Raw genomic sequence first — 21053 nt, 5'->3', positions numbered from 1 at the left:
GGTACGGGGCGCAGGGGACGGCGCCGTTGGCCCGTCCCCCTTGTCCGTCCAGGCCGGTCAGGCCAGGGCGGGGTAGTCGATGTACCCCTTTTCCGTGCCGCCGTAGAACGTGGTGTTGTCCGGCGTGTTGAGCGGAGCACGCTCGCGCAGGCGGCGCACGAGGTCCGGGTTGGCGATGAAGAGCTTGCCGAAGGCCACGAGATCCGCGGCCCCGCTCTCGACCGCTTGCTCGGCGGCCGCGCGGTCGTAGCCGTTGTTGGTCATCCACGCGCCCCGGCCGCCGGCCTGGGCGTAGGCCGCTTTCAGCGCGGCGTAGTCGAACGGCGCGTCGCCCTGGCGGTAGTCGCGGGCGCCGCCCGTCGCGCCCTCGATGACGTGGACGTAGGCCAGCCCGTAGCCGGCCAGCTTGCGGACCACGTACTCGAACAGGGGTTGGGGTTCGGGGTCCGAGGCGTCGTTGGCCGGCGTGACGGGCGAGATACGGATGCCGGTGCGGCCGGCACCGATTTCGTCGGTGATGGCGTCCAGCACTTCCGTCAGCAGGCGCGCCCGGTTCTCGATCGAGCCGCCGTAGGCGTCGTCGCGGCGGTTGCTGCCCGAGCGCAGGAACTGATCGATCAGGTAGCCGTTGGCGGCATGCAGCTCGACGCCGTCAAAGCCGGCCTCGATGGCCGCGCGGGCGGCGCGCCGGTAGTCGGCCACGATGCCGGGCAGTTCATCCAGGCGCAGCGCGCGCGGCTCCGAGGTCGGGACGAATCCACTCCCGTCCGGCCCGACGAGGTAGGTCTTGGCGTTGGCCCGGATGGCCGAAGGCGCCACCGGCGCGCCGCCGTCCGGCTGCAGCGAGGTGTGCGATATGCGTCCCACGTGCCAGAGCTGGACGACGATCTTGCCGCCCGCGGCGTGGACCGCGTCGGTCACCCGCCGCCAGCCGGCCAGTTGCTCTTCCGAATACAGGCCGGGCACGTCGGCATAGCCCTGGCCCTGGTGGCTGATGGCGGTGGCTTCGGTGATTAGCAGGCCGGCGCTGGCGCGCTGGCTGTAGTAGGTGGCCGTGACCGGCTGGGGGACGGCCCGCGGCGACCGGTTGCGGGTCAGCGGGGCCATGACGATGCGGTTGGCGAGCCGGAGGTCGCCGACGGTGATGGGATCGTACAGCGTGGTCATAGGAAATCCTGGTTTAGAGATGCGGCGAATCATATCGATGACTCTCGAATCATATATCGTTAAGTGACGATATATGCTCATGTCCGTTGTGCCGTAGGGGTTATCCGGCCGGCGGAGCCCTGCCGCAAATCCGGTACTATGCCCGGCTGGTCTCCGTCTGCCGTGCCGCTGTCGCCGTCGTTCCATGTCCGATCGCTCCGCTTCCTCCCGGGTTTCCGCGTCGCTTCCCGTCTTGTCCGTCTCCACGCTGTGCTCCTGGCTGGGTTCGTTCCGGCCGGGCCGGATGCGCATCAACGGCAGGGAGCGCGTGCGCATCGTCCTGGGAGCCCTGGCCGGGATCCTGCTGGCCGCCTGGGCGAGCCGTGCGATGGCCGGCAGCCTGGGGGCCGCCGCCTGGATGGTCGCCCCGCTGGGCGCGAGCGCGGTACTGGTGTTCGCCTTGCCGGCCAGCCCCCTGGCCCAGCCGTGGTCGGTGATAGGCGGGAACACGCTGTCGGCGCTGGTGGGCATCGCCTGCGTCAATCTGGTGGGCGATCCGGTCCTGGCGGCCGCGCTGGCGGTGGGAGGCGCCATCGTGGTGATGCTGTCGCTGCGCTGCCTGCATCCTCCGGGGGGAGCGGCGGCCCTGACCGCGGTGCTGGCCCAGGCGGCCGACTACCGCTACGCGCTGTTTCCCGTGCTGGCCAACTCCGTGCTGCTGATCGTGGCCGGCCTGGCCTACAACAGCCTGACGGGACGCCGCTATCCCCATGCCCAGGCCAAGCCCGTGCCCGGCCCCCGGTCGCGTTTCACCGCGGCCGACCTCGACGCCGCGCTGGCTCACTACAACCAGGTGCTGGACGTCAGTCCCGACGACCTGGAGGACCTGCTGCACCATGCGGAAATGGCCGCCTACCGGCGCAGCCTGGGGGAGCTTCGGTGCCGGGACATCATGACGCGCACCCCGCTCAGCGCCAAGCCGGACATGCCGCTCAAGGACGCCTGGGCGCTGATGCGCCAGCATCGCATCAAGGCGCTGCCGGTGATCGACCAGGCCCGCGGCGTGGTGGGCATCGTGACGGTGGCCGACTTCATGAGGCAGCTGGAAATGGACCGGCCCGAGGGGTGGGGAGGGCGGCTGCGGGCGCTGATCGGTCTCGCGCCCGGGGCCGGCGGGCGTCCGCGGGTCATTTCGCAGATCATGACCCGCCATGTCCGGGTGGTCAGCGCGAGCCGCTACGTGATCGAGCTGATTCCGATGTTCGCCGACGGCGGCCATCACCATATCCCCGTCATCGACGAGGAACGCACGCTGGCCGGCATCATCACGCAGACCGATCTTGTCAAGGCCCTGTCGCGGGCGGTTGGAGCCGGAAGAGACGCGTGATTCGGGGTCTATTCCGCGTCGAAGCGCGTCTCAACTTGGCGGCGGGCCCGCCGTTAATACCGTTGCAAGTACGTTGACCGGAGACAGGCCCTGCTATCGTCCAGCTGTCCAGGCGTGGTTCCGGGCCTCCCTTGAGCCCGTCCCTCCATGCGACTTGATACCTTAGACCGCGTTTGCGCCGATCCGGTGGCCTCTTTCGAAAGCGCCATCGACTTCTTCGCGCGCATCGACCAGCAGGGCCGGTTCCTGTACATCTCCGAGCCGGGGCTTGCGTTCATCGGCTATCACCGCGAATACCTGCGCATCGTGACGCTGCGAGACCTGGTCCCGCAGGAGGACGTGTCCCTGCTCGAAGCCTGCCTGCGCCAGGCCCAGCAGACGGGCGAGGTGCAGAAGTGCACGCTGCACCTGATCAAGACGCTGACCTATCCCCGGCTGGTGGAGTTGCGCGTCGCGCCCGACGCGACCGAGCCGGGGCAGTTGCTGGTGGTCGGGCATGACGTGTCGGCCTGGGCCGACAACGAGCAATGCCTGACCTACGCCATGTACCACGACGTGCTGACGGGGCTGGACAACCTGGCCTCGGCGCGCCACGAGATCGAACGGGCCAAGCAGGAGGCGCTGGACAAGGGCTACCGCGTGGCCCTGCTGCAGATAGACATCGACGAGTTCCATCGCGTCAACCAGGCCTTCGGCTACGAGGCCGGCGACCGCATCCTGCACGAGACCGCGCTGCGGCTCAAGGGCGCCTGCCATGCCCGGGAGTTCGTGGCGCGCTGCTACAGCGACGCCTTCCTCATCCTGTTGCGCGACGTGCCCGACCGCGGCTACGTCGAGGAGTTCGCCCGCCGGGTGTCCGATGCGATCCAGCTGCCGTATTCCCACGAGGGGCAGACGCTGCAACTGTCGGTACGCATCGGTGCCGTGCTGTTCCCCGACCGGGCGAACGGCTGCGACCAATTGCTCCACCACGTGGACGAGGCGCTGGCGCAGGCCGGCCGCAATCGCGGCTACAGCTTCGCCTTCTACGAACGGCGCGCGGCCGGCAACCGGCCCGACACGCTCAGGCTCGAATCTGACCTGCACAGCGGCATCCGCAACGGCGAGTTCTCGCTGCACTACCAGCCCATCGTCGAGGCGCGCAACGGGCAGGTGACAGGGATCGAGGCCTTGATGCGCTGGCATCACCCCGTGCTGGGCGCCGTTTCGCCGGAGATATTCATCTCGCTGGCCGAATCGGCCGGCCTGATCAATTTCCTGGGCGGATGGGCCCTGAAGAATGCCTGCATGCAGCTCATGCAGTGGGACGCGCGCGGCATCCATCTGCAATATGCCAGCGTCAACGTCTCGGCCCAGCAGTTCCGCGACAAGCGCTTCCCGGCCGCGGTGCGCGAGGCGTTCAAGCTGACGGGGCTGGCGCCCCGGCGCATCGTGCTCGAGATCACCGAAAGCGTGCTGATGGAGGATCCGGCCCACGCCAAGTCCCTGCTCGAGGAATTGACCGATCTGGGGGTGCGCTTCGCCGTGGACGATTTCGGCACCGGCTATTCCAGCCTGGCCTACCTGCAGAGTTTTCCCCTGGCCGCCCTGAAGATCGACCGGCGTTTCATCAGCAACCTGCCTTCCTCGCGCAATGACCAGGCCATCGTCGACGCCATCGTCGGGCTGGCCGGCACGCTGGGCCTGGACCTGGTGGCCGAGGGCGTCGAAACCGAGGCCCAGCGCGACCTGCTGGTGGCCAGCGGTTGCGAATTGATCCAGGGCTGGCTGGTATGCAAGGCCCTGCCCATCAACGAACTGGCGCACAAATTCGAAACCGGCGAGCTGCGGCCGCTGGCGAGCTGACGCCGGTAGACGGATTCCCCCATGCCGGATACCCAACAACGCCACGCGTTGACCCGCAAGCTGTGGTCGCGCATCAACGAGCGCGGCGACTTCCCGCTGCTGTCGGATTCCCTGCGTGCCACGATCTCGGCGATGAAGGGGGACGACCACGACATCACGGCGCTGGCCCAGATCGTCCTGTCGGACTTCACGCTGACGCAGCGCGTCATCCGACTGGCCAATTCGGCCATGTACATGGCCTTCGGCGGCAATATCACCACGGTGTCCCGCGCGCTGGTCGTGCTGGGCATCGAGGCCGTGGGCCACCTGGTGCTGGGCCTCAAGCTGGTGGATCATTTCCAGCAGTCCCATCTGCAATTGCAGCGGCTCGACGCCAAGCTGGAGCTGAACCGGGCGATGCTGGCGGGCTGCGTGGCGCGCAAGGTATGCGAGGTGCGCGAGCTGCTGACCAGCGAGGAAGCGGTGGTCTGTACGCTGATGCGCCAGCTCGGCAAGCTGCTGTGCATCTTCTATCTCGAGAGCGAATGGACCCAGATCCGGGAGCATGCCCTGGAATATCGCCGTACCGAGGACGAGGTGTCGGCCGAGGTGCTGGGCATCAGCTTCGAAGAGCTGGGCGAGGACGCCGCCGAGCGGTGGGGGCTGCCGGCGGTGATCCGGCGCGGCATGGAGCCCTTCGACCTTGCCGGCCTGCCGGCCGACCAGGACGTCGTGCTGGACCACGACCGATGGCTGCGCGCGGTGGCCAGCTTCTCGGTACAGATGTCGCGCAGCATGACCATCGCGGGCGGCGACGTCGAATTGCGCGAGCGGCGGATGCGCGAGACGGTTCAACGCTATGCGCACGCGCTGGCGGTGGCGCCCGAGCCGCTGTACGAGATCATGGAGGAGCTGACCCGCGAGCGGGCCAGCCAGCGTTTCATCCAGGAAATCGACGACCTGCACGCGGAGTCGACACAGGGCGGATCGCACAACGCCGAGCGCACGCTGCGCGAGGGCATGCGCGACCTGCGCTCGCTGCCGTCCGAGCACCACCTGGGACCCGTGCTGGCCATGGCGTCCGAAGCCATGCTGGCCGGCATGCAGTTCTCGCGCACCATCGTTTTCGTGCGCGATCCGCGTCGCCATACCTTCGAGGCGCGGCTGGGATTCGGCCGCGGCATCGAGCAACTGCTCCCCCAACTGCGCTTCAATGAGATATTCTCGGTGGACGTCTTCCACCTGGCCATCACCAATTCAGTGGGAATCTTCATCGAGAACGCCAGCGATCCCAAGTTCAGCGTCCACATCCCGCGCTGGTTCCGCGATGCCGTGCCCGATTCGCACGCCTTCGTGCTGCTGCCCGTGCGCGCGGACAAGGATACGGTGGCGCTGATCTATGGCGACTGGAACAGCGCTCAGCTGGCGCGCAAGATTCTTCCCGAGGAAATGGCCGCCCTGAACGAGCTGGCACGGGAGCTGGGCCGATTCTTCGGCCACGCCCGCACGGCGGCTCGCGAAGCGCCTTGAGCGGCGGCCGCGCCGCCGTGCATCGCCAGTTGATCGAGCTGGCACGGCGCAAGGCGTTATCGGCCGGGGCCGCCGAAGAAGGGCTGCGGTTGGCGGCGGTGCTGCCCGACGGACCGGCCTGGCGGCGTTTCCTTGAACGGGTATGCGCCTACGGCGGCACGCTGGCCTGCGCCGCCGGCATCATTTTCCTGGTGGCTTTCAACTGGCAGGAATGGCCGCCCATCGCCAAGTTCGCGCTGTTGCAGGCCCTGCTGGCGGCATCCGCCGCGGTGGCTTGGCGCCTGGGCACGGCGCGCCCGGCGGGCCGGGTGGCGCTGCTGTTCGCGATGATCCTGTGCGGCGCGCTGCTGGCCTATCTGGGCCAGCACTACCAGACGGGAGCCGACAGCTACCAGTTGTTCCTGGCATGGGGCCTCCTCATCCTGCCCTGGGTGGCCGTGTCGCGGTCGGCCGCGGCATGGGCGCTGCTGCTGGTGCTGGCCAACCTGGCCGCCCAGCTCTACGTGGGGCGGTTCTCGCCCATCCTGCTGGCCGCGCTGGACGGGGGATGGCCGCATCCCTGGCTGTTCTGGCTGGACCTGGCCGCCGCCGCGGCGGCCGAAGCGCTGGGCGGGCGGCTCGCCGACGGCGGCCGGATGCGTTTCCTGCCCCGGCTGGCCGGCGTGCTGGTGCTGGCCATCGTCGTGAGCGCGCTGGTCGGCGCCATCCTGGATGACGCGCGTGCCGGCGGCATCCTGGCCTGGGCCAACCGGGCCGTGATGGCCCTGGCCCTGGCCGGCGGTTTCCTGTTCTACCAATGGCGCCGTGACCTGCCCATGCTGACCCTGTGCTGCCTGGCGGCGATCGCGGTCGCGACGGCCGGGCTCGCGCGCCTGCTGGCGCAAGGCGATCAGGGCGAGCTGGCCCTGCTCGTCGTCGGCGGTTTCCTGATCGCGGCCTCGGCGGGCGCGGCCGTCTGGTTGCGGCGCCTGCAGGCCCGCTGGGCGGAGGAGGCATGAACGGCCTGCCGCAGGTCTGGGACCAGCTGCGCCGCCAGGGGCTGGCCGAGGGCGATGTCCCGCCCATGGCACAGGCGCAAGTGGCAACGCCCTGGCACGTGCGCCTGATGCTGGGCGTGTGCGGCTGGCTGGGCGGCCTCCTGCTGCTGGTTTTCGCGGGGCTGGTCCTGCCGGATCCTTTCGATTCGCATAGCCTGGTGGTGGTGGGCGTGCTGCTGCTGATCGTCGCGCGCATGCTGCTGCAGGGCCAGCCGCCCGAGTTGCGGGCGCAGTTCGCGCTCAGCCTCTGCCTGGCGGGTTATGGCGCCGTCGCCGTCGCCGGGGCGGCCTGGCTGCCGGTCTGGGGGACTTTCCTGGCGGCGGCGGGGCTGGGACTGGTCCTGGCGATCGTCATGCCGAGCGCGATCGCCCGCTGTTTCGGCGTCATGGCCTTGCTGTTGGCGGGCGAGGGATGTTTCCGCGAACTGGACTGGCCGAGTCCCGTGCCGGTCATCGCGGCCTGGGCCTGCGCGGCGGCCTGGCTGGGCGAGACACGATGGGCGCATCGCCTGGGGCAGGGGCAGGCGCCGTTGTCCTGGGGCGTGACCCTGGCGTTGTGGGTGCTGGGCCTGGCCGGCGCACTGTTGCACGGCATGGACCTGTCCGTGCCGCCCGCCTGGCGTGCGCTGGCCTGGGCCGCACATGTGCTGGCGGCGTTGCCGCTGGCCTGGGTCGCCTGGCGCCTGTCGGTCCGCGCCCGACCGGCCGTCCGCGGCTGGGCCGCCGCCACGGCCTGCGCCCTGGTCCTGGCCGGGGCCTGGGCTCCGGGAGTGGCCTTCGGCCTGATGACGGCGGTGCTGGGCTACGCCCGTGCCCGGACCCCGCTCTGGGTGGGCGGGCTGCTGGTGGCGCTGTGGAGCGTGGGTTGGTTCTACTACGCACAGGCCTGGAGCCTGCCGCGCAAGGCGGCGGTGCTGCTGGCGCTGGGGGGCGTGCTGCTGCTGGCCTGGCGCGGCATCGCCAGGCTGGGCGCGCCGGAGGGCGGCCATGACTGAGCGCATGGCCCGCTGGCTGATCGCCGCCGGACTGGTCCTGGTGCTGGGCCTGGTCAACGCTTCGATCTGGCGCAACGAGTCGCTGCTGGCCAGCGGGACGCTGGTGTCGCTGGAGCTGGCGCCGGTCGATCCCCGGTCGCTGATGCAGGGCGATTACATGGCGCTGGACTGGGCGCTGGCGCGCGAGCTGCGCCAGCGCCTGGGCGAGGACCTGCCCGCCGCGGGAGCCATCGTCGTCCGGCGCGAGGCTGGCTCCAGCCGCGCAGCCCTGGTTCGCCTGGACGACGGCACGCCGCTGGCCGAGCGCGAGAACCGGCTGGCCTACACGGTGCGCGACGGGCGGATCCGGATCGCCACCGACGCCTATTTCTTCCAGGAGGGGCGGGCCGGGGACTTCGAGCGCGCCCGCTATGGCGCGCTGCGCGTGGGAGGGGACGGACGGGCGCTGCTGGTCGGCCTGCAGGATGCCGACCTGGGGTGGCTCGGCCCTCGCGGCGAGCGGCCGTAAGGGCCCGGGGCAGGGGCCCCGCGGGATCAGTCTTCCTGGTTCTTTGCCTGGTTGACGTTGGTGTTGGCCGGCACGCTCTGGGTCAGCCAGACGTTGCCGCCGACCGTCGAGCCCCGGCCGATGGTGATGCGGCCCAGGATGGTCGCGCCGGCGTAGATGACCACATCGTCCTCGACGATGGGGTGGCGGGCGATGCCCTTGGTGAGCTTGCCGTCGGGATCGGCGGGGAAGCGCTTGGCGCCCAGCGTGACGGCCTGGTAGAGGCGGACCCGCTCGCCGATGATCGTGGTTTCGCCGATCACCACGCCGGTGCCGTGGTCGATGAAGAAACTGGCGCCGATCTGGGCGGCCGGGTGGATGTCGATGCCGGTGGCCGAGTGGGCGATGTCCGAGATCAGCCGTGCCAGGAACGGGGCGCCCAGCTTGTGGATCGCGTGGGCCAGCCGGTAGTGGATGATGGCCTTGATGCCGGGGTAGGACAGCAGGATCTCGGAAATGCTGGTGGCGGCCGGATCGCCCTGGTAGGCCGCGTGCAGGTCGCTGACCAGGACCGCGCGGATGGCCGGCAGTTGCGAGGCGAAGCGACGGGTGATCTCGATCGCCTTGCCCTGCAGGTTCTGCTTGTCGTGGGTGTCCGGCGCTTCCGAGAAATACAGCGCGCGGCGGACCTGTTCGCAAAGCAGGTTGAGCGTGGCGTTCAGCGTGTTGCCGACGAAATAATCGATGCTGTCGTCGGTCAGCTTGCAGCGGCCGTAATGGGTGGGGAAGAGCGCGGCCGACAGGCCGTCCAGCACGGTGACCAGGGCTTCGCGCGAGGGCAGCTCGCGCACCCGGTCCAGGTAGCGGATCTTGTGCTCGATCTCGCGCGAGGTGCGCAACTGCTCGACGATGTCGGCCAGGTGCCACTCGGGAGCGATGTCCGGGGAGGGCGTGTGCGGTAGGTTCATGACGGAAAAATGAGTTGCGTGGGCAATGCCCACAAGCATAGTCGAAGCGGCTTTCCCCGCTAGGGGAAACCCTTTCGACTCGTCTGGTATGGCCCGAAACGGTAGAATATCGCGCCAAGTCGCCCGCGCCCGGGGCCCGCGCCGTCCCGCGCCGTGGACGCCCAGGCGCAAACGCGACACCTATAGGGACACTCACATGAACCGCATTTTCAGTCAATCGCTGGTGGCAGCGGCCGCCCTCGGCGCCGCTGCGTTCGCCCAGGCCGCCGACGTCAAGATCGGCCTGGCGGCCGCCCTGTCCGGCGGTGCCGGCCAGTACGGCGCCGCCATCCGCAATGGCTTCCAGCTCGCCGCCGACGAACTCAACGCCGCGGGCGGCGTCAACGGCAACACCATCAAGCTGGTCATCGAAGACGAACAGGGCAAGAAGGAAGAAGCCATCAACGTCTTCAAGAAACTGGTATTCCAGGACAAGGTCGTGCTGATCTTCGGCCCGACGCTGTCCAACTCGGCCCAGGCCGCCGACCCGATCGCGCAGGCCGCCAAGACCCCGGTGTTCGGCACCTCGAACACCGCCGACGGCATCACTTCCATCGGCAACTACGTCTTCCGCAACTCGGTCACCGAGGCCGACGTGCTGCCCGAGACCATCCGCGTCGCCGCCAAGCACAACGGCATCAAGAAGGTCGCGGTGTTCTACGGCAACGACGACGTGTTCACCAAGAGCGGCTACGACAACTTCAAGAAGGCCCTGGAAGACCTGAAGATCCCGGTCACCACGACCGAGACCTTCGCCAAGGGCGACGTCGACTTCAAGGCCCAGCTGACCAAGATCAAGGCCACCAATCCCGACGCCGTGGTGCTGTCGGCGCTGATCGCCGAGGGCGGCCCCATCATGGTCCAGGCCCGCCAGCTGGGCCTGAACGTGCCCTTCATCGGCGGCAACGGCATGAACTCGGTCAAGGTGTTCGACCTGGCCAAGGAACGGGCCGACGGCCTGTGGGTCGGCAGCCCCTGGTCGATCGAGAACGCGACCCCCGAGAACACCAAGTTCATCGCCGCCTACAAGGCGAAGTACAATGTGGCGCCGGACCAGTTCGCCGCCCAGGCCTACGACGCGATGCACATCGTCGCCGAAGCCCTGAAGAAGGTGAAGCTCTCGGGCAACCTGCAGGCCGACCGCGACGCCCTCCGGGCGGCGCTGCCCGCGGTGAAGATCACCGGCGCGACCGGAGCCTTCCAGTTCCGCCAGGCCAAGGGCGCCGCCGGCAAGCCCGGCGGCTACGATGCGGTCCAGACTCCCATCGTGATGGTCACCCGCGGCGGCCGCTACGTCATCGAGAAATAAGCGGCACCCGCGGAATCCGCCGGCCTCGCGCCGGCGATCCGAAAGGGCGCGGGACTCCCGCGCCCTTTGTAATAGCAAAGTAGGGCTCGTGCCCATTTTCCATTGGTAATCTTGCTGCTTCGCTCCTGTATCCGGCCCTGGCAAAAAGTAGGCCGCCCGATCCAGGGCGCCGAGGATCCGGCTCCGCCGGTCCTCCAGCGCCGCCCCCTGGGGGGCGCGCGAAGCGCGTAGGGGGGGGCATGTTCCAACAGCAACTCGTCAACGCACTATCGCTGGGGTGCGTTTACGCTCTGTTCGCGCTCGGCTTCACGCTGGTATTCGGCGTGCTGGGCGTCATCAATCTCTCGCACGGCGCGGTGTTCATGGTCGGCGCCTACGTGGCGCTGCAACTGATCACCCAGTTCGACCTGCCCCTGTGGGCCGGCCTGGCCGCCGCGGCGGTGGGCAGCGGCATCGTCGGCATCCTGATCGACGTGCTCGTCCTGAAGCGCCTGCGCAAGCGCAACGCGCCGCACCTCATACCCATGATCGCCACCATAGGCGTGGCCATCGCGCTCAACAGCGGCATGCAGGGCATCTATGGCGCCGCGAACATGCGCTTCCCGTCCGGCCTGGTGCCCGACGACGCCATCGAGATCGCCGGGCTGCACATGACGGTGATCGAGCTCATCATCATCTTCCTGTCGTTCGCGCTGATGGCAGCGCTGATGGTCGTCATGAAGCGTACCCAGCTGGGCAGGGGGCTGCGCGCCATCGCCGAATCGCCCAAGGCCGCCTCGCTGCTGGGCATCAACGTCGAGGGGCTGTTCATGCTGACCTCCTTCGCCGCTGCCGCCCTGGGCGGCGTGGCCGGCGTGCTGATCGGCCTTTATTCCAACGCGGTGTTCCCGCTGATGGGCCAGCCCATGCTGCACAAGGGCATCGCCGTCATCATCCTGGGCGGCATGGGCGACATACGCGGCGCCATGATAGGCGGGCTGTTCCTGGGCTTCGCGGAGGTGCTGTCGGTGGCCTACATCGGGTCGACCATGCGCGACGCCGTAGCCTTCGGCCTCCTGTTCCTGATCCTGCTCGTCCGGCCGCAGGGCTTGTTCGGCAAGGTGCTGGAACGCAAGGCATAAGGACGCAGACAAGAAATGGAATGGTTCGATAACTTCTGGTCGATCTACAGCAACCTGGTGCTGACCCTGGGCACCAACGCCCTGCTGGCCCTGTCGATCTACCTGACGCTTTCCTGCGGCATGCTGGCCATGGCCAATGCCGCCTTCATGGGGATAGGCGCCTACACCGCGTCCATCCTGACGATGAATTTCGAGATGTCCTTTCCGGTGGCGCTGCTGGGCGGCATGGCCGCGCCCATGCTGGTGGCCTTCGTCATCGGCAAGCCCACGCTGCGCCTGTCCGGGGTCTACCTGGCCATGGCCACGCTGGGCTTCGGCGAGGTGGTCCGGGTCGTGATCCTGAACACGGAGTCGTGGACGGGCGGTGCCCTGGGCCTGAACGGCATCCCCCAGCTGACGCAGTGGTGGCACATCGCGCTGGCCGTGGCGTTGTCGCTGGCGGTGCTGTTCCGGCTGCTGCGCTCGAAGGTCGGCCGCGCGTTCGAGGCCATCAAGGAAGACGAGACCGCCGCCGGACTGATGGGCATCGACGTCAACAACACCAAGATGCTGGCCTTCGTCCTGGGGGCGTTGCTGGCGGGCCTCGCGGGCGCGCTGAACGCCCACCTGACCTTCTTCATCGGACCCAACGAATACGGGTTCGACCGGGGCGTCGAGATCCTGACCATGACCATACTGGGCGGCATCGGCAGCCTGGCCGGGCCCGTGGCCGGCGCCGTGATCCTGACGCTGCTGCCCGAGACGCTGCGCGCGTTCAACGATTTCCGGCTCGTCATCAACGGCGTGATCCTGGTCCTGATCGTGCTGTTCCTGCCCAAGGGCATCTGGGACCCGGCGCTGCTGCGCAGCTGGTTCCGCCGGCGGAGCCAATGACATGCTGAAACTGCAATCCATCTCCAAGAGCTTCGGCGGCCTGCACGTGCTGCAGGACGTCAACATCGAGGTTCCGCAGGGAACGATCTTCGGTCTGATCGGCCCCAACGGCGCGGGCAAGACGACGGTGTTCAACCTGATCACGGGCCTGCTCGATCCGACCGGCGGCTCGCTTACCTTCGACGGCCAGAGCCTCGTCGGTGCCAAGCCGCACCAGATCACCCGGCGCGGCATCGCCCGCACGTTCCAGAACATCCGCATCTTCAAGGAAATGTCGCTGCTCGAGAACGTGGTGGTCGGCATGCACCGCCACCTGGACTACGGTCCGGCAGGCCTGCTGCTGGCGCTGCCCGGGTTCCGCGCCCAGGAACGCCGCGCGCGCGAACGGGCGCTCGAGCTGCTGTCCTGGGTCAAGCTGGAGCACAAGGCGCACCAGACCGCGGACAACCTCTCCTACGGCGACCAGCGCAAGCTGGAGCTGGCCCGGGCGCTGGCGACCGAGCCCAAGCTGCTGCTGCTGGACGAACCCGTGGCGGGCATGAACACCGGCGAGAAAGTGGACCTGATGGCCGAGATCCAGAACATCAAGGCGCGGGGCTACACCATCTTCATGATCGAGCACGACATGCGCTTCGTGATGGGCCTGTGCGACCGTATCGCGGTGCTGAATTTCGGTCGGATCATCGCCGAGGGCCTGCCCGAGGAAATCCGCAACAATCCGATGGTGATCGAAGCCTACCTGGGACGCGAGGACGACGTGGCGGACGAGGTGCAAGCATGAATCCGCTGCTGAAAGTCGACGGCCTGAAGGTTTCCTATGGCCACATCGCCGCGGTCAAGGGCATAGACCTCGAGCTGCGCGAAGGCGAGATCACGACGCTGGTCGGCGCCAACGGCGCCGGCAAATCCACCACGCTGCTGGCCTTGTCGGGCCTGATCCCCAAGGAAGCGGGCACCGTCACGTTCCAGGGCGAGGACATCTCGCGCCTGGCGCCGCACCGTATCGTCTCCAAGGGCATCGTGCAGGTGGCCGAGGGCCGTGCCATCCTGACCACGATGACGGTGCGCGAGAACCTCGAGCTGGGCGCCTATACCCGGCGCGACAAGGGCGGGATCGGCGCCGACCTGGATCGCGTGTTCGAACTTTTCCCCCGGCTCAAAGAGCGCCTGAACGGCATGGCGGGCAACCTGTCAGGCGGCGAGCAGCAGATGCTGGCGATCGGACGGGCGCTGATGGCCAAGCCGCGGCTGCTGCTGCTGGACGAGCCCTCCATGGGGCTGGCGCCCATCATCGTGCAGGAGATCTTCCGCATCCTGCGCGAGATCAACCGGCAGGGATTGACGATCTTCCTGGTCGAGCAGAACGTGCGGCAGGCGCTCAAGATCGCCCATCGCGGCTACGTGCTCGAGACGGGCGGCATCGCCTTGTCGGGCTCCGGCAAGGAACTGCTGGGCGATCGCAGGCTGGTGGAAGCCTACCTGGGCGGCTGAGGGCCGCTCCGGCAAAAGCACGATATCCTCCGCTCTTTGGCGTCCCGGTGAAACCGGGGCGCGTACCAGCCAGGAGATCGCTTCGTGCAAGCAAGGCATTCCCCGCCGACCCGGATCGCACTGCCGGTCGGCTTCATCGTCGTGCTGGGCATGCTGGCCGGCCTGCCGCCCCTGTCCATCGACATCAGCCTGCCGGGGTTGCCGGCCATCGGCGCCGAACTCGGCGCCACCGACTCGCAGATGCAGGCGACGCTGGGCGCCTTCATGCTGACCTTCGGATTCGGCCAACTGGCCTGGGGACCCTTGTCCGATCGCCACGGGCGCTTGCGCGTCATCCTGCTCGGCCTGGCCGTGTACGTGGTGGCGGCCATCGCCTGCACGCTGGCGGCGGACGGCGCCGCGCTGATCGGCTGGCGGGCGGTCCAGGGCTTCGGCGCGTCGGCCGCATCGGTGGCCGGCATCGCGCTGGTCCGCGACGTCTTTCCCCAACCGCAGCAGCGGGCCACCATCCAGTCCTTCATCGTCGCGGTGCTGAGCCTGGCGCCCATCGTGGCGCCGCTGATCGGAGCGTTCGTCATCCACGCGGTGGGCTGGCGCGGCCTGTTCGCGGTGCTGGCCGGGGCGGGGCTGCTGCTGGCCGCCATCGTCGGGATCCGCCTGCGGGCGGGACGGCTGCGCGCGCTCCGGGGCGTGCAGCCGGCGGCACCCGCTTCCGAAGACCGGCAGGCGGGCCCGGGCCAGCCGCAGCGAGAAGGCGGCGGGCGCCCCGCGGGCTATCGGAGCTTTCTAGCGCTGCCTCATGCGCGCGCCCTGTCGTGCGCGCTGGGTGTCGTGTTCTGCGGCATGTTCGTCTTCATCAGCGGGTCGCCTTTCGTGCTGATCGACGGCATGGGCGTGTCCAGTTCGGTCTATGCGATCGCGTTCGCGCTGGCCTCGGCCGCGGTGCTGGCGGGATCGCTGACGACCGCGCGCCTCTCGCAGCGAGGCGTGCCGCCCCAGCGTGTGTTGTACGCGGGCGTGCGCGGCGCGGCCTGCGCCGGCCTGGCCGCCCTGGCGGTCGGGCTCGCGCTGCGTGGCGCGCACGGGCAATGGTGGGAGATCGCGGTCTTCGTCGTGGCGATGGCGGCCAGTCTTTTCTTCGGCGGCTTCATCATGCCGACCCTCTTCGCGCTGGGATTGCAGGACGCGGGAGCGATGGCGGGCGTGGGTGCCGCGGTGCTGGGCGCATCGCAGATGCTGGGCGGCGCGCTGGGCAGCACGGCGGTCGGCATGCTGCCGGTCGCGCCCATCGTCGCAGTCGGAACGCTCGCCGCGCTGTGCGGCGTGGCGGTATGGATCATCGCTCGCGCAACGTTCGGCCGGACGTCGTCATGACGATCATGCACGATGCGATGACGTGACATCGCGCGTGGTGCCGAAGCAAAAATTTTCGTCGTTGGCATCCAAAAGGGTTGACATTGTTTTGAGCACCATTAACACTTCGGGCCTCGACTTTTAGAGATTGATATGGTTAAGAAATCGCAACCCGTTAAGGCCGCCGCCAAGCCGGCAGCCAAGAAGCCGGCCGCGAAGGTCGCCAAGAAAGCCGCTCCGGCCAAGTCGGCCGGCGTGCTGGCGAAGCTCGAAGCCGCCGCCGTGCGTCTGGGCGATGCCGCCAAGAAGGCGCTCGAGCGTTCGGAGAAGGCCCGCAAGGACGCCGCTCAGCGCGTGAGCCTTTACGAGAAGGCCGTCAAGGCCGCCGTGAAGGAAGCCAAGGCTGTCGTGGCCGCAGGCGACAAGAAGCCTGCTGCCAAGAAAGCCAAGGCCGCCGCTCCGGCCAAGAAGGCTGCTGCCAAGCCCGCCGCCAAGGCCGCCAAGCCCGCGGTGAAGCCGGCTGCCAAGCCTGCCGCCAAGCCGGCTGCCAAGCCTGCCGCGAAGAAGCCCGCCGCCAAGCGCGTGGCGAAGAAGGCAGTTGCTCCGGTTGCCGCTCCGGCCGCCGCCGAGCAGTCGGCCGCTTCGGCTCCCGCCGCCGCCTGACAGGCTGCTGGATGAAAAATGCCGCCCCTCGGGGCGGCATTTTTTTTGCCTGAGACTACGTCAGAACGGATAGTGCCGCGGCGTGGTCTGGACGGTGATCCAGCGCAGTTCGGTGAATTCGTGGATGCCCGCCTTGCCGCCGAAGCGGCCGTAGCCGCTGGCCTTGACGCCGCCGAACGGCATCTGCGCCTCGTCGTGCACGGTGGGGCCGTTGATGTGGCAGATGCCGCTCTCGATGCGCTTGGCCACTTCCATCGCCCGCGCGATGTCGCGGCTGAACACGGCCGACGATAGTCCGTACTCGCTGTCGTTGGCCACGCGTATGGCTTCTTCGGTGCCGCTGACCCGAACGATGCACACCACCGGGCCGAAGGATTCCTCGCCGTAGATTTCCATCGCCGGGGTCACCTTGTCGAGTACGGTGGCCGCCATGATGTTGCCTTCGATGCCGCCGCCGGCAATGAGCTTGGCCCCCTTGGACACGGCATCGTCGATCAGGCGCCGGATGCGCTGGATGGCTTCCGGCGTCACGACCGCACCCAGCACGACGTCGTCGCGGCGGGGATCGCCGGCGGGCAGCGAAGCCGCCTTGGCGGCGAACCTGGCGGCAAAGGCATCGGCGATGGCGTCGTCGACGACCAGGCGTTCGGTGGACATGCAGATCTGGCCCTGGTTCATGAAGGCGCCGAAAGCCGCCGCGTCGACTGCGGCGTCGAGATCGGCGTCGTCGAGCACCAGCAAGGGCGCCTTGCCGCCCAGTTCCAGCAGGACGGGCTTCAGGTGGCGGGCGGCGCTCTGGGCGATGATGCGGCCGACGCGGGTCGAGCCGGTGAAGTTGACCCGCCGGATCGCGGGATGGGCGATCAAGGCCTCGACCACGGCGGGCGCGTCGTCGGGCGCGTTGGAGACGACATTGACGGTGCCGGCGGGCAGGCCGGCGTCACGCAGGGTCTGGGCGATCAGGTGGTGCGTGGCGGGGCACAGCTCCGACACCTTGAACACGACGGTATTGCCGCAGGCCAGGGGCATGGCGATCGAGCGCGTGCCCAGGATGATGGGCGCGTTCCAGGGCGCGATGCCCAGGACCACGCCCACCGGCTGGCGGACGGCCATGGCCAGGCTGCCAGGCACGTCGGAGGGAATCACCTCGCCAGCGATCTGCGTCGTCATGGCGGCGGCCTCGCGCAGGATGCCCGCGGCCAGGTGCGCATTGAATCCGGCCCAGCCGCGCGTGGCGCCGGTTTCGGCGATCATGCGGGCGATGAACCCCGGCGTGCGCTGATCGAGCAGGTCGGCCGCCCGGTTCAGCAACTGCCGCCGTTCGCCAGGACCCAGCGCGGCCCAGGCCGGAAAGGCTGCCGCGGCGGCATCGGCGGCGGCGCGGGCATCGGCCACCGTGGCGGCCGCGGCACGCGTGCTGTCGGCGCCGGTGACCGGGTCGCGCCGCACGAACGTGGCGCCGCCGGTAGCGTCGCGGTCTTCATCGTCGATCAGGAGCTTGATGTCGAACATGGTGGTTGACTCCAGTAATGGCGGCCCCGCGGCCGCCTTGATTCGCGTCAGGCTTTCGCCATGCCGAGATAGGCCTGTTGCACGGCCGGATCGTTCATCAGCGCGCCTGCTTCGCCTTCGCCGGCGATGGCGCCGTTCTCGATCAGGTAGCCGCGCTGGGCGATCGCCAGGCTCAGGCGGGCATTCTGCTCGACCAGCAGGATGCCGACACCGTCCTGCCGGACGGCGGCCAGGGACTTGAACAGCTCGGCGCTCATCAAGGGAGACAGGCCCAGCGACGGCTCGTCCAGCAGCAGGATCTCCGGCCGCGACATCAGCGCCCGGCCGATGGCGACCATCTGTTGCTCGCCGCCGCTCATGGTGCGGGCGGTCTGGCCCAGGCGCTCGCCCAGCCGGGGGAACAGGGCCAGCACGCGTTCCAGGGTCGCGGCCTCGGTTTCCCGGGCGCGGTGCGCATAGGCGCCCAGCCGCAGGTTCTCGCGCACCGTGAGTTCGCCGAAGATGCCCCGGCCCTCGGGGACCAGGGCGATGCCCAGCTCGACGATACGATGGGCGGGCGTCGCGGCGATGTCCTGCCCCGACAGGCGCACCACGGCCTGGCCGTCGTGCGGGACGAGGCCGGCCACGGCCTTGAGCAGCGTGCTCTTGCCGGCGCCGTTGGCACCCAGCATGACGACGATCTCGCCCGGCCCGACCGACAGCGCGACCTTGCGCAGCGCCGTATGCTTGCCGTAGGCGACGGACAGGTTGGCGACTTCAAGCACTGGCGTCTCCCAGGTAGGCGCGGATCACTTCCGGATCCGACAGGACGGCGGCGGGCGTACCCTCGGCGATCTTGGCGCCCGCGTTCATCACGACGCAGCGATCGCACAGCGAGTGCACGGCATCCATGACGTGCTCGACCAGGATGATGCTCATGCCCTCGTCCTTGAGCGAGCGCACCAGCGCGATGCCTTCGAGCAGCTCGGACGGATTCAGGCCGGCCAGCCATTCGTCCAGCAACAGCAGGCGGGGCGACAGGGCCAGGGCGCGCGCCAGCTCCAGCCGCTTCTGGTCGATGTAGGTCAGTTCGCCGGCCAGCGTCCGGGCATGGCGCGCCAGGCCGACGCGCGCCAGCAGTTCGGCGGCTCTGGCCGTGGCCTGCGCGCCCCACATCGGTTCGCGCGAGAAGGCCAGGCCCGCCACGACGTTCTCGGTCGCGTCCATGTCGGCCAGCACTCGCACCAGTTGGAAGGTCCGGGCCACGCCCGCGTGCGCCACCTTGTGGGGGGCCTTGCCGGCGATGGGCAGACCCGCCAGTTCGATGTCGCCCGCATCCGGCGCCAGGGCGCCCGAGATCAGGTTCATGACCGTGGTCTTGCCCGAACCGTTCGGCCCCAGCAGGCCGACGATCTCGCTGGCCTCGACCGAGAAGCTCAGGTCGTTGACCGCGGTCAGGCCGCCGAAGGTTTTCCGCAGTTGGGAAATGCGCAGGCTGTTCATGATGCCTCCCTGGCGGCGGGCGCCGCCGCGCGGTCGGCCTTGCGCAGCCGCCGGGCGAGGCCGACGACGCCGTTGGGCAGCAGGTAGACGATGATCATGAAGACGGCGCCGAGCAGGATGCTGTAGTGGTTGGGGAAGTTCGCGCCCAGGTATTCGAACAGCAGCGCGAGGGGGATGACGCCCAGCAGCGGGCCGTACAGCCGTTGCACGCCGCCCAGCAGCGCCATGATCAGCACCTGGAACGACATGACGGGATTGAACGCGATGGCCGGGTCGATGTAGGTCCAGCGCGGCGCCATGATCGCGCCCGACAGTGTCATGAACACGGCGCTGAGCGCGAACAACAGCACCTTCGCGCGGGTGGTGTCGATCCCGCAGTGCCGGGCCACCGTTTCGTCCGCGCCGATGATGCGCAGCGCGAAGCCCAGGCGGGAGCGGCCCAGCAGCAGGGTGGCCACGAACAGCACCGCGCCCAGCGCCAGCAACTGCCAGTAGATTTGTTCCTGGCTGATGTCCAGGAATACATAGCGGCCGATGGAGTTGGACACGTTCACCTCGTACCAGGTGACCAGCTGGCGGATGAGCTCGGTCAGCCCGAAGGTGAAGATGACGAAGTAGACACCGGCCAGCCTGAGGGTGGACAGCCCGACGACGACAGCGACCACCAGGCCGACCACGGCGGCGGCCGCCAGTACCGCCGGCCAGGGCAGGGCATCGCCCAGGACCGCCACGGTATAGGCGCCGATGCCGAAGAAGGCGACCGTGGCCAGCGACACGTAGCGGGTGGGGCCCGAGAACATCGCCCAGGCGGTGGCCAGCACCGCGTAGTTGAGGATGTTGATGGCCAGCGACAGGCCATAGCCGTCGGCCACCAGGGGCACGCCGGCCAGCACGGCCAGCACGGCGACACCGGCGATCAGGGGAATGCGCAGCGGGGCGTTCATCGCGCGGCCCTCCCGAACAGGCCGGTGGGACGCACCAGCAACACCAGCAGGAACACGCCGTAGGTCACGGCGATCGTCAGTCCGGGATCCACGTAGGTGGCGATGAAGGATTCCGCCAGGCCCAGCAGCAGGCCCGCGACCAGCGCGCCCAGGACGTTGCCCACGCCGCCCATGATGATCACGATCAGCGCCTTCATGGTGAAGATCACGCCCATGTTGGCGTTGAAGGTCAGGAACATGCTGACCAGCACGCCGCCGCTGGCAGCCAGCGCGCCGCCGGCGGCGAAGGCCAGGGCCGAGGCCCAGCGCACGTCGATGGCGACCAGGCGCGCGGCCACCGGGTCCACCGCCACCGCCCGGATGGCGGTGCCCAGGCGGGTGCGGGTCAGCGCCAGGTAGAAGCCGATGCCGAACACCGCGGCGAAGCCCAGGGCCAGCAACCGGTTCAGGGCCAGTACCGAATCCAGGATGCGCACGGGTTCGTTCAGGTAGGAATAGCTGTAGTAGTTGCCGCCGAAGGTGACCTGCATCACGCCCTGCACGATGAACAGCAGGCCGAACGTGGCCAGGATGCTGTCCACCTTCAGCGCGGCGCGCGTGCGGGTGCGCCTGACCAGCGGCGTCAGCAGGAAGCTGTAGACCAGCCAGTTCAGGGCGAAGGCGACGGGGACGATCAGCAGCAGGCCCCACAGGGGCGCGATCTGGAGACCGGTCATCAGGAGGTAGGCGCAGAAAGCCGCGGCGACGAGAAACTCGCCATAGGCCAGATTCATGATGCGCGAGACGCCATACTGCAGGGTCAGCCCCATGGCGACGAGCGCGTACATGCCTCCCAGCGTGATGCCGGAGAAGAGTGCATCGATGAACATACGGGATTCCTGTCGCGCGCCAT

Annotated in this window: 20 protein-coding genes; 13 read left to right on the top strand and 7 right to left on the bottom strand. The window is 68.7% G+C overall.

Annotation, left to right across the window (positions count from 1 at the left end; translation table 11 throughout):
* Nucleotides 1-57: 57 nt before the first annotated feature.
* Complete coding sequence (locus tag ABD104_RS07520) at nucleotides 58-1167, bottom strand: alkene reductase (RefSeq protein ID WP_087839233.1); 1110 nt, start codon at nucleotides 1165-1167, stop codon at nucleotides 58-60.
* Between the two features lie 184 nt (nucleotides 1168-1351).
* Here ABD104_RS07520 and ABD104_RS07515 point away from each other — a divergent pair, with 184 nt between their 5' ends.
* The 6 genes from ABD104_RS07515 to ABD104_RS07490 all read left to right on the top strand — a co-directional run bounded on the left by ABD104_RS07515 (nucleotide 1352) and on the right by ABD104_RS07490 (nucleotide 8427).
* A complete protein-coding gene (locus ABD104_RS07515) occupies nucleotides 1352-2533 on the top strand; it encodes an HPP family protein (protein ID WP_087839234.1) in 1182 nt (393 codons plus the stop codon).
* A 186-nt stretch (nucleotides 2534-2719) separates the two neighbouring features.
* The gene (locus tag ABD104_RS07510; RefSeq protein ID WP_165963187.1) at nucleotides 2720-4378 is read left to right on the top strand and encodes a putative bifunctional diguanylate cyclase/phosphodiesterase; all 1659 of its coding nucleotides are present in this window, start codon (nucleotides 2720-2722) and stop codon (nucleotides 4376-4378) included.
* A gap of 21 nt (nucleotides 4379-4399) precedes the next feature.
* The gene (locus tag ABD104_RS07505; RefSeq protein ID WP_087839236.1) at nucleotides 4400-5887 is read left to right on the top strand and encodes an HDOD domain-containing protein; all 1488 of its coding nucleotides are present in this window, start codon (nucleotides 4400-4402) and stop codon (nucleotides 5885-5887) included.
* Nucleotides 5884-6885, top strand: coding sequence for a DUF2157 domain-containing protein (locus ABD104_RS07500; RefSeq protein WP_132979936.1), 1002 nt, complete (start codon nucleotides 5884-5886; stop codon nucleotides 6883-6885). Before ABD104_RS07505 ends, ABD104_RS07500 begins: the two co-directional genes overlap by 4 nt.
* Nucleotides 6882-7919: a DUF4401 domain-containing protein gene (locus ABD104_RS07495; protein ID WP_132979937.1), complete on the top strand. Its 1038-nt coding sequence runs from the start codon at nucleotides 6882-6884 to the stop codon at nucleotides 7917-7919. The genes ABD104_RS07500 and ABD104_RS07495 overlap by 4 nt, the downstream gene beginning before the upstream one ends.
* On the top strand, nucleotides 7912-8427 hold the full coding sequence (locus ABD104_RS07490) for a GDYXXLXY domain-containing protein (RefSeq protein WP_243724545.1): 516 nt from the start codon (nucleotides 7912-7914) through the stop codon (nucleotides 8425-8427). The genes ABD104_RS07495 and ABD104_RS07490 overlap by 8 nt, the downstream gene beginning before the upstream one ends.
* Nucleotides 8428-8453: 26 nt before the next feature.
* Here ABD104_RS07490 and epsC read toward each other — a convergent pair whose 3' ends face one another.
* Complete coding sequence (gene epsC, locus ABD104_RS07485; protein WP_087839240.1) at nucleotides 8454-9374, bottom strand: serine O-acetyltransferase EpsC; 921 nt, start codon at nucleotides 9372-9374, stop codon at nucleotides 8454-8456.
* Nucleotides 9375-9570: 196 nt separating this feature from the next.
* Between epsC and ABD104_RS07480 the strand changes: the two genes are divergently transcribed.
* The 7 genes from ABD104_RS07480 (at nucleotide 9571) to ABD104_RS07450 (ending at nucleotide 16223) form a co-directional block, all read left to right on the top strand.
* Nucleotides 9571-10722: an ABC transporter substrate-binding protein gene (locus ABD104_RS07480; protein ID WP_087839241.1), complete on the top strand. Its 1152-nt coding sequence runs from the start codon at nucleotides 9571-9573 to the stop codon at nucleotides 10720-10722.
* Between the two features lie 239 nt (nucleotides 10723-10961).
* Complete coding sequence (locus ABD104_RS07475; RefSeq protein ID WP_132979938.1) at nucleotides 10962-11843, top strand: branched-chain amino acid ABC transporter permease; 882 nt, start codon at nucleotides 10962-10964, stop codon at nucleotides 11841-11843.
* A 15-nt stretch (nucleotides 11844-11858) separates the two neighbouring features.
* Nucleotides 11859-12716, top strand: a complete 858-nt coding sequence (locus tag ABD104_RS07470) for a branched-chain amino acid ABC transporter permease (protein ID WP_087839243.1) — start codon at nucleotides 11859-11861, stop codon at nucleotides 12714-12716.
* Between the two features lies 1 nt (nucleotide 12717).
* Nucleotides 12718-13497, top strand: coding sequence for an ABC transporter ATP-binding protein (locus ABD104_RS07465; RefSeq protein WP_087839244.1), 780 nt, complete (start codon nucleotides 12718-12720; stop codon nucleotides 13495-13497).
* Nucleotides 13494-14207, top strand: coding sequence for an ABC transporter ATP-binding protein (locus ABD104_RS07460; RefSeq protein WP_087839245.1), 714 nt, complete (start codon nucleotides 13494-13496; stop codon nucleotides 14205-14207). Before ABD104_RS07465 ends, ABD104_RS07460 begins: the two co-directional genes overlap by 4 nt.
* An 84-nt stretch (nucleotides 14208-14291) precedes the next feature.
* Nucleotides 14292-15581, top strand: a complete 1290-nt coding sequence (locus ABD104_RS07455; protein WP_132979939.1) for an MFS transporter — start codon at nucleotides 14292-14294, stop codon at nucleotides 15579-15581.
* 132 nt (nucleotides 15582-15713) lie between these two features.
* Nucleotides 15714-16223, top strand: coding sequence for a hypothetical protein (locus ABD104_RS07450; protein WP_165404699.1), 510 nt, complete (start codon nucleotides 15714-15716; stop codon nucleotides 16221-16223).
* Nucleotides 16224-16283: 60 nt separating this feature from the next.
* Here the strand turns inward: ABD104_RS07450 and ABD104_RS07445 are convergent, their stop codons facing one another.
* Genes ABD104_RS07445 through ABD104_RS07425 form a run of 5 tightly spaced genes read right to left on the bottom strand, consistent with a single transcriptional unit; the run spans nucleotide 16284 to nucleotide 21030 of the window.
* Complete coding sequence (locus ABD104_RS07445) at nucleotides 16284-17735, bottom strand: aldehyde dehydrogenase (protein ID WP_132979940.1); 1452 nt, start codon at nucleotides 17733-17735, stop codon at nucleotides 16284-16286.
* Between the two features lie 47 nt (nucleotides 17736-17782).
* Nucleotides 17783-18499: an ABC transporter ATP-binding protein gene (locus tag ABD104_RS07440; RefSeq protein WP_132979941.1), complete on the bottom strand. Its 717-nt coding sequence runs from the start codon at nucleotides 18497-18499 to the stop codon at nucleotides 17783-17785.
* A complete protein-coding gene (locus tag ABD104_RS07435; protein ID WP_132979942.1) occupies nucleotides 18492-19217 on the bottom strand; it encodes an ABC transporter ATP-binding protein in 726 nt (241 codons plus the stop codon). Before ABD104_RS07435 ends, ABD104_RS07440 begins: the two co-directional genes overlap by 8 nt.
* A complete protein-coding gene (locus ABD104_RS07430) occupies nucleotides 19214-20161 on the bottom strand; it encodes a branched-chain amino acid ABC transporter permease (RefSeq protein ID WP_087839251.1) in 948 nt (315 codons plus the stop codon). The genes ABD104_RS07435 and ABD104_RS07430 overlap by 4 nt, the downstream gene beginning before the upstream one ends.
* Complete coding sequence (locus ABD104_RS07425) at nucleotides 20158-21030, bottom strand: branched-chain amino acid ABC transporter permease (RefSeq protein ID WP_132979943.1); 873 nt, start codon at nucleotides 21028-21030, stop codon at nucleotides 20158-20160. The genes ABD104_RS07430 and ABD104_RS07425 overlap by 4 nt, the downstream gene beginning before the upstream one ends.
* Between the last annotated feature and the right edge of the window lie 23 nt (nucleotides 21031-21053).

Source organism: Pigmentiphaga daeguensis (assembly GCF_039523035.1).
GTDB lineage: Bacteria > Pseudomonadota > Gammaproteobacteria > Burkholderiales > Burkholderiaceae_B > Pigmentiphaga > Pigmentiphaga daeguensis.
Note: the sequence above shows the minus strand (reverse complement) of the source record. Positions and strands in the feature narration are given on the sequence as shown.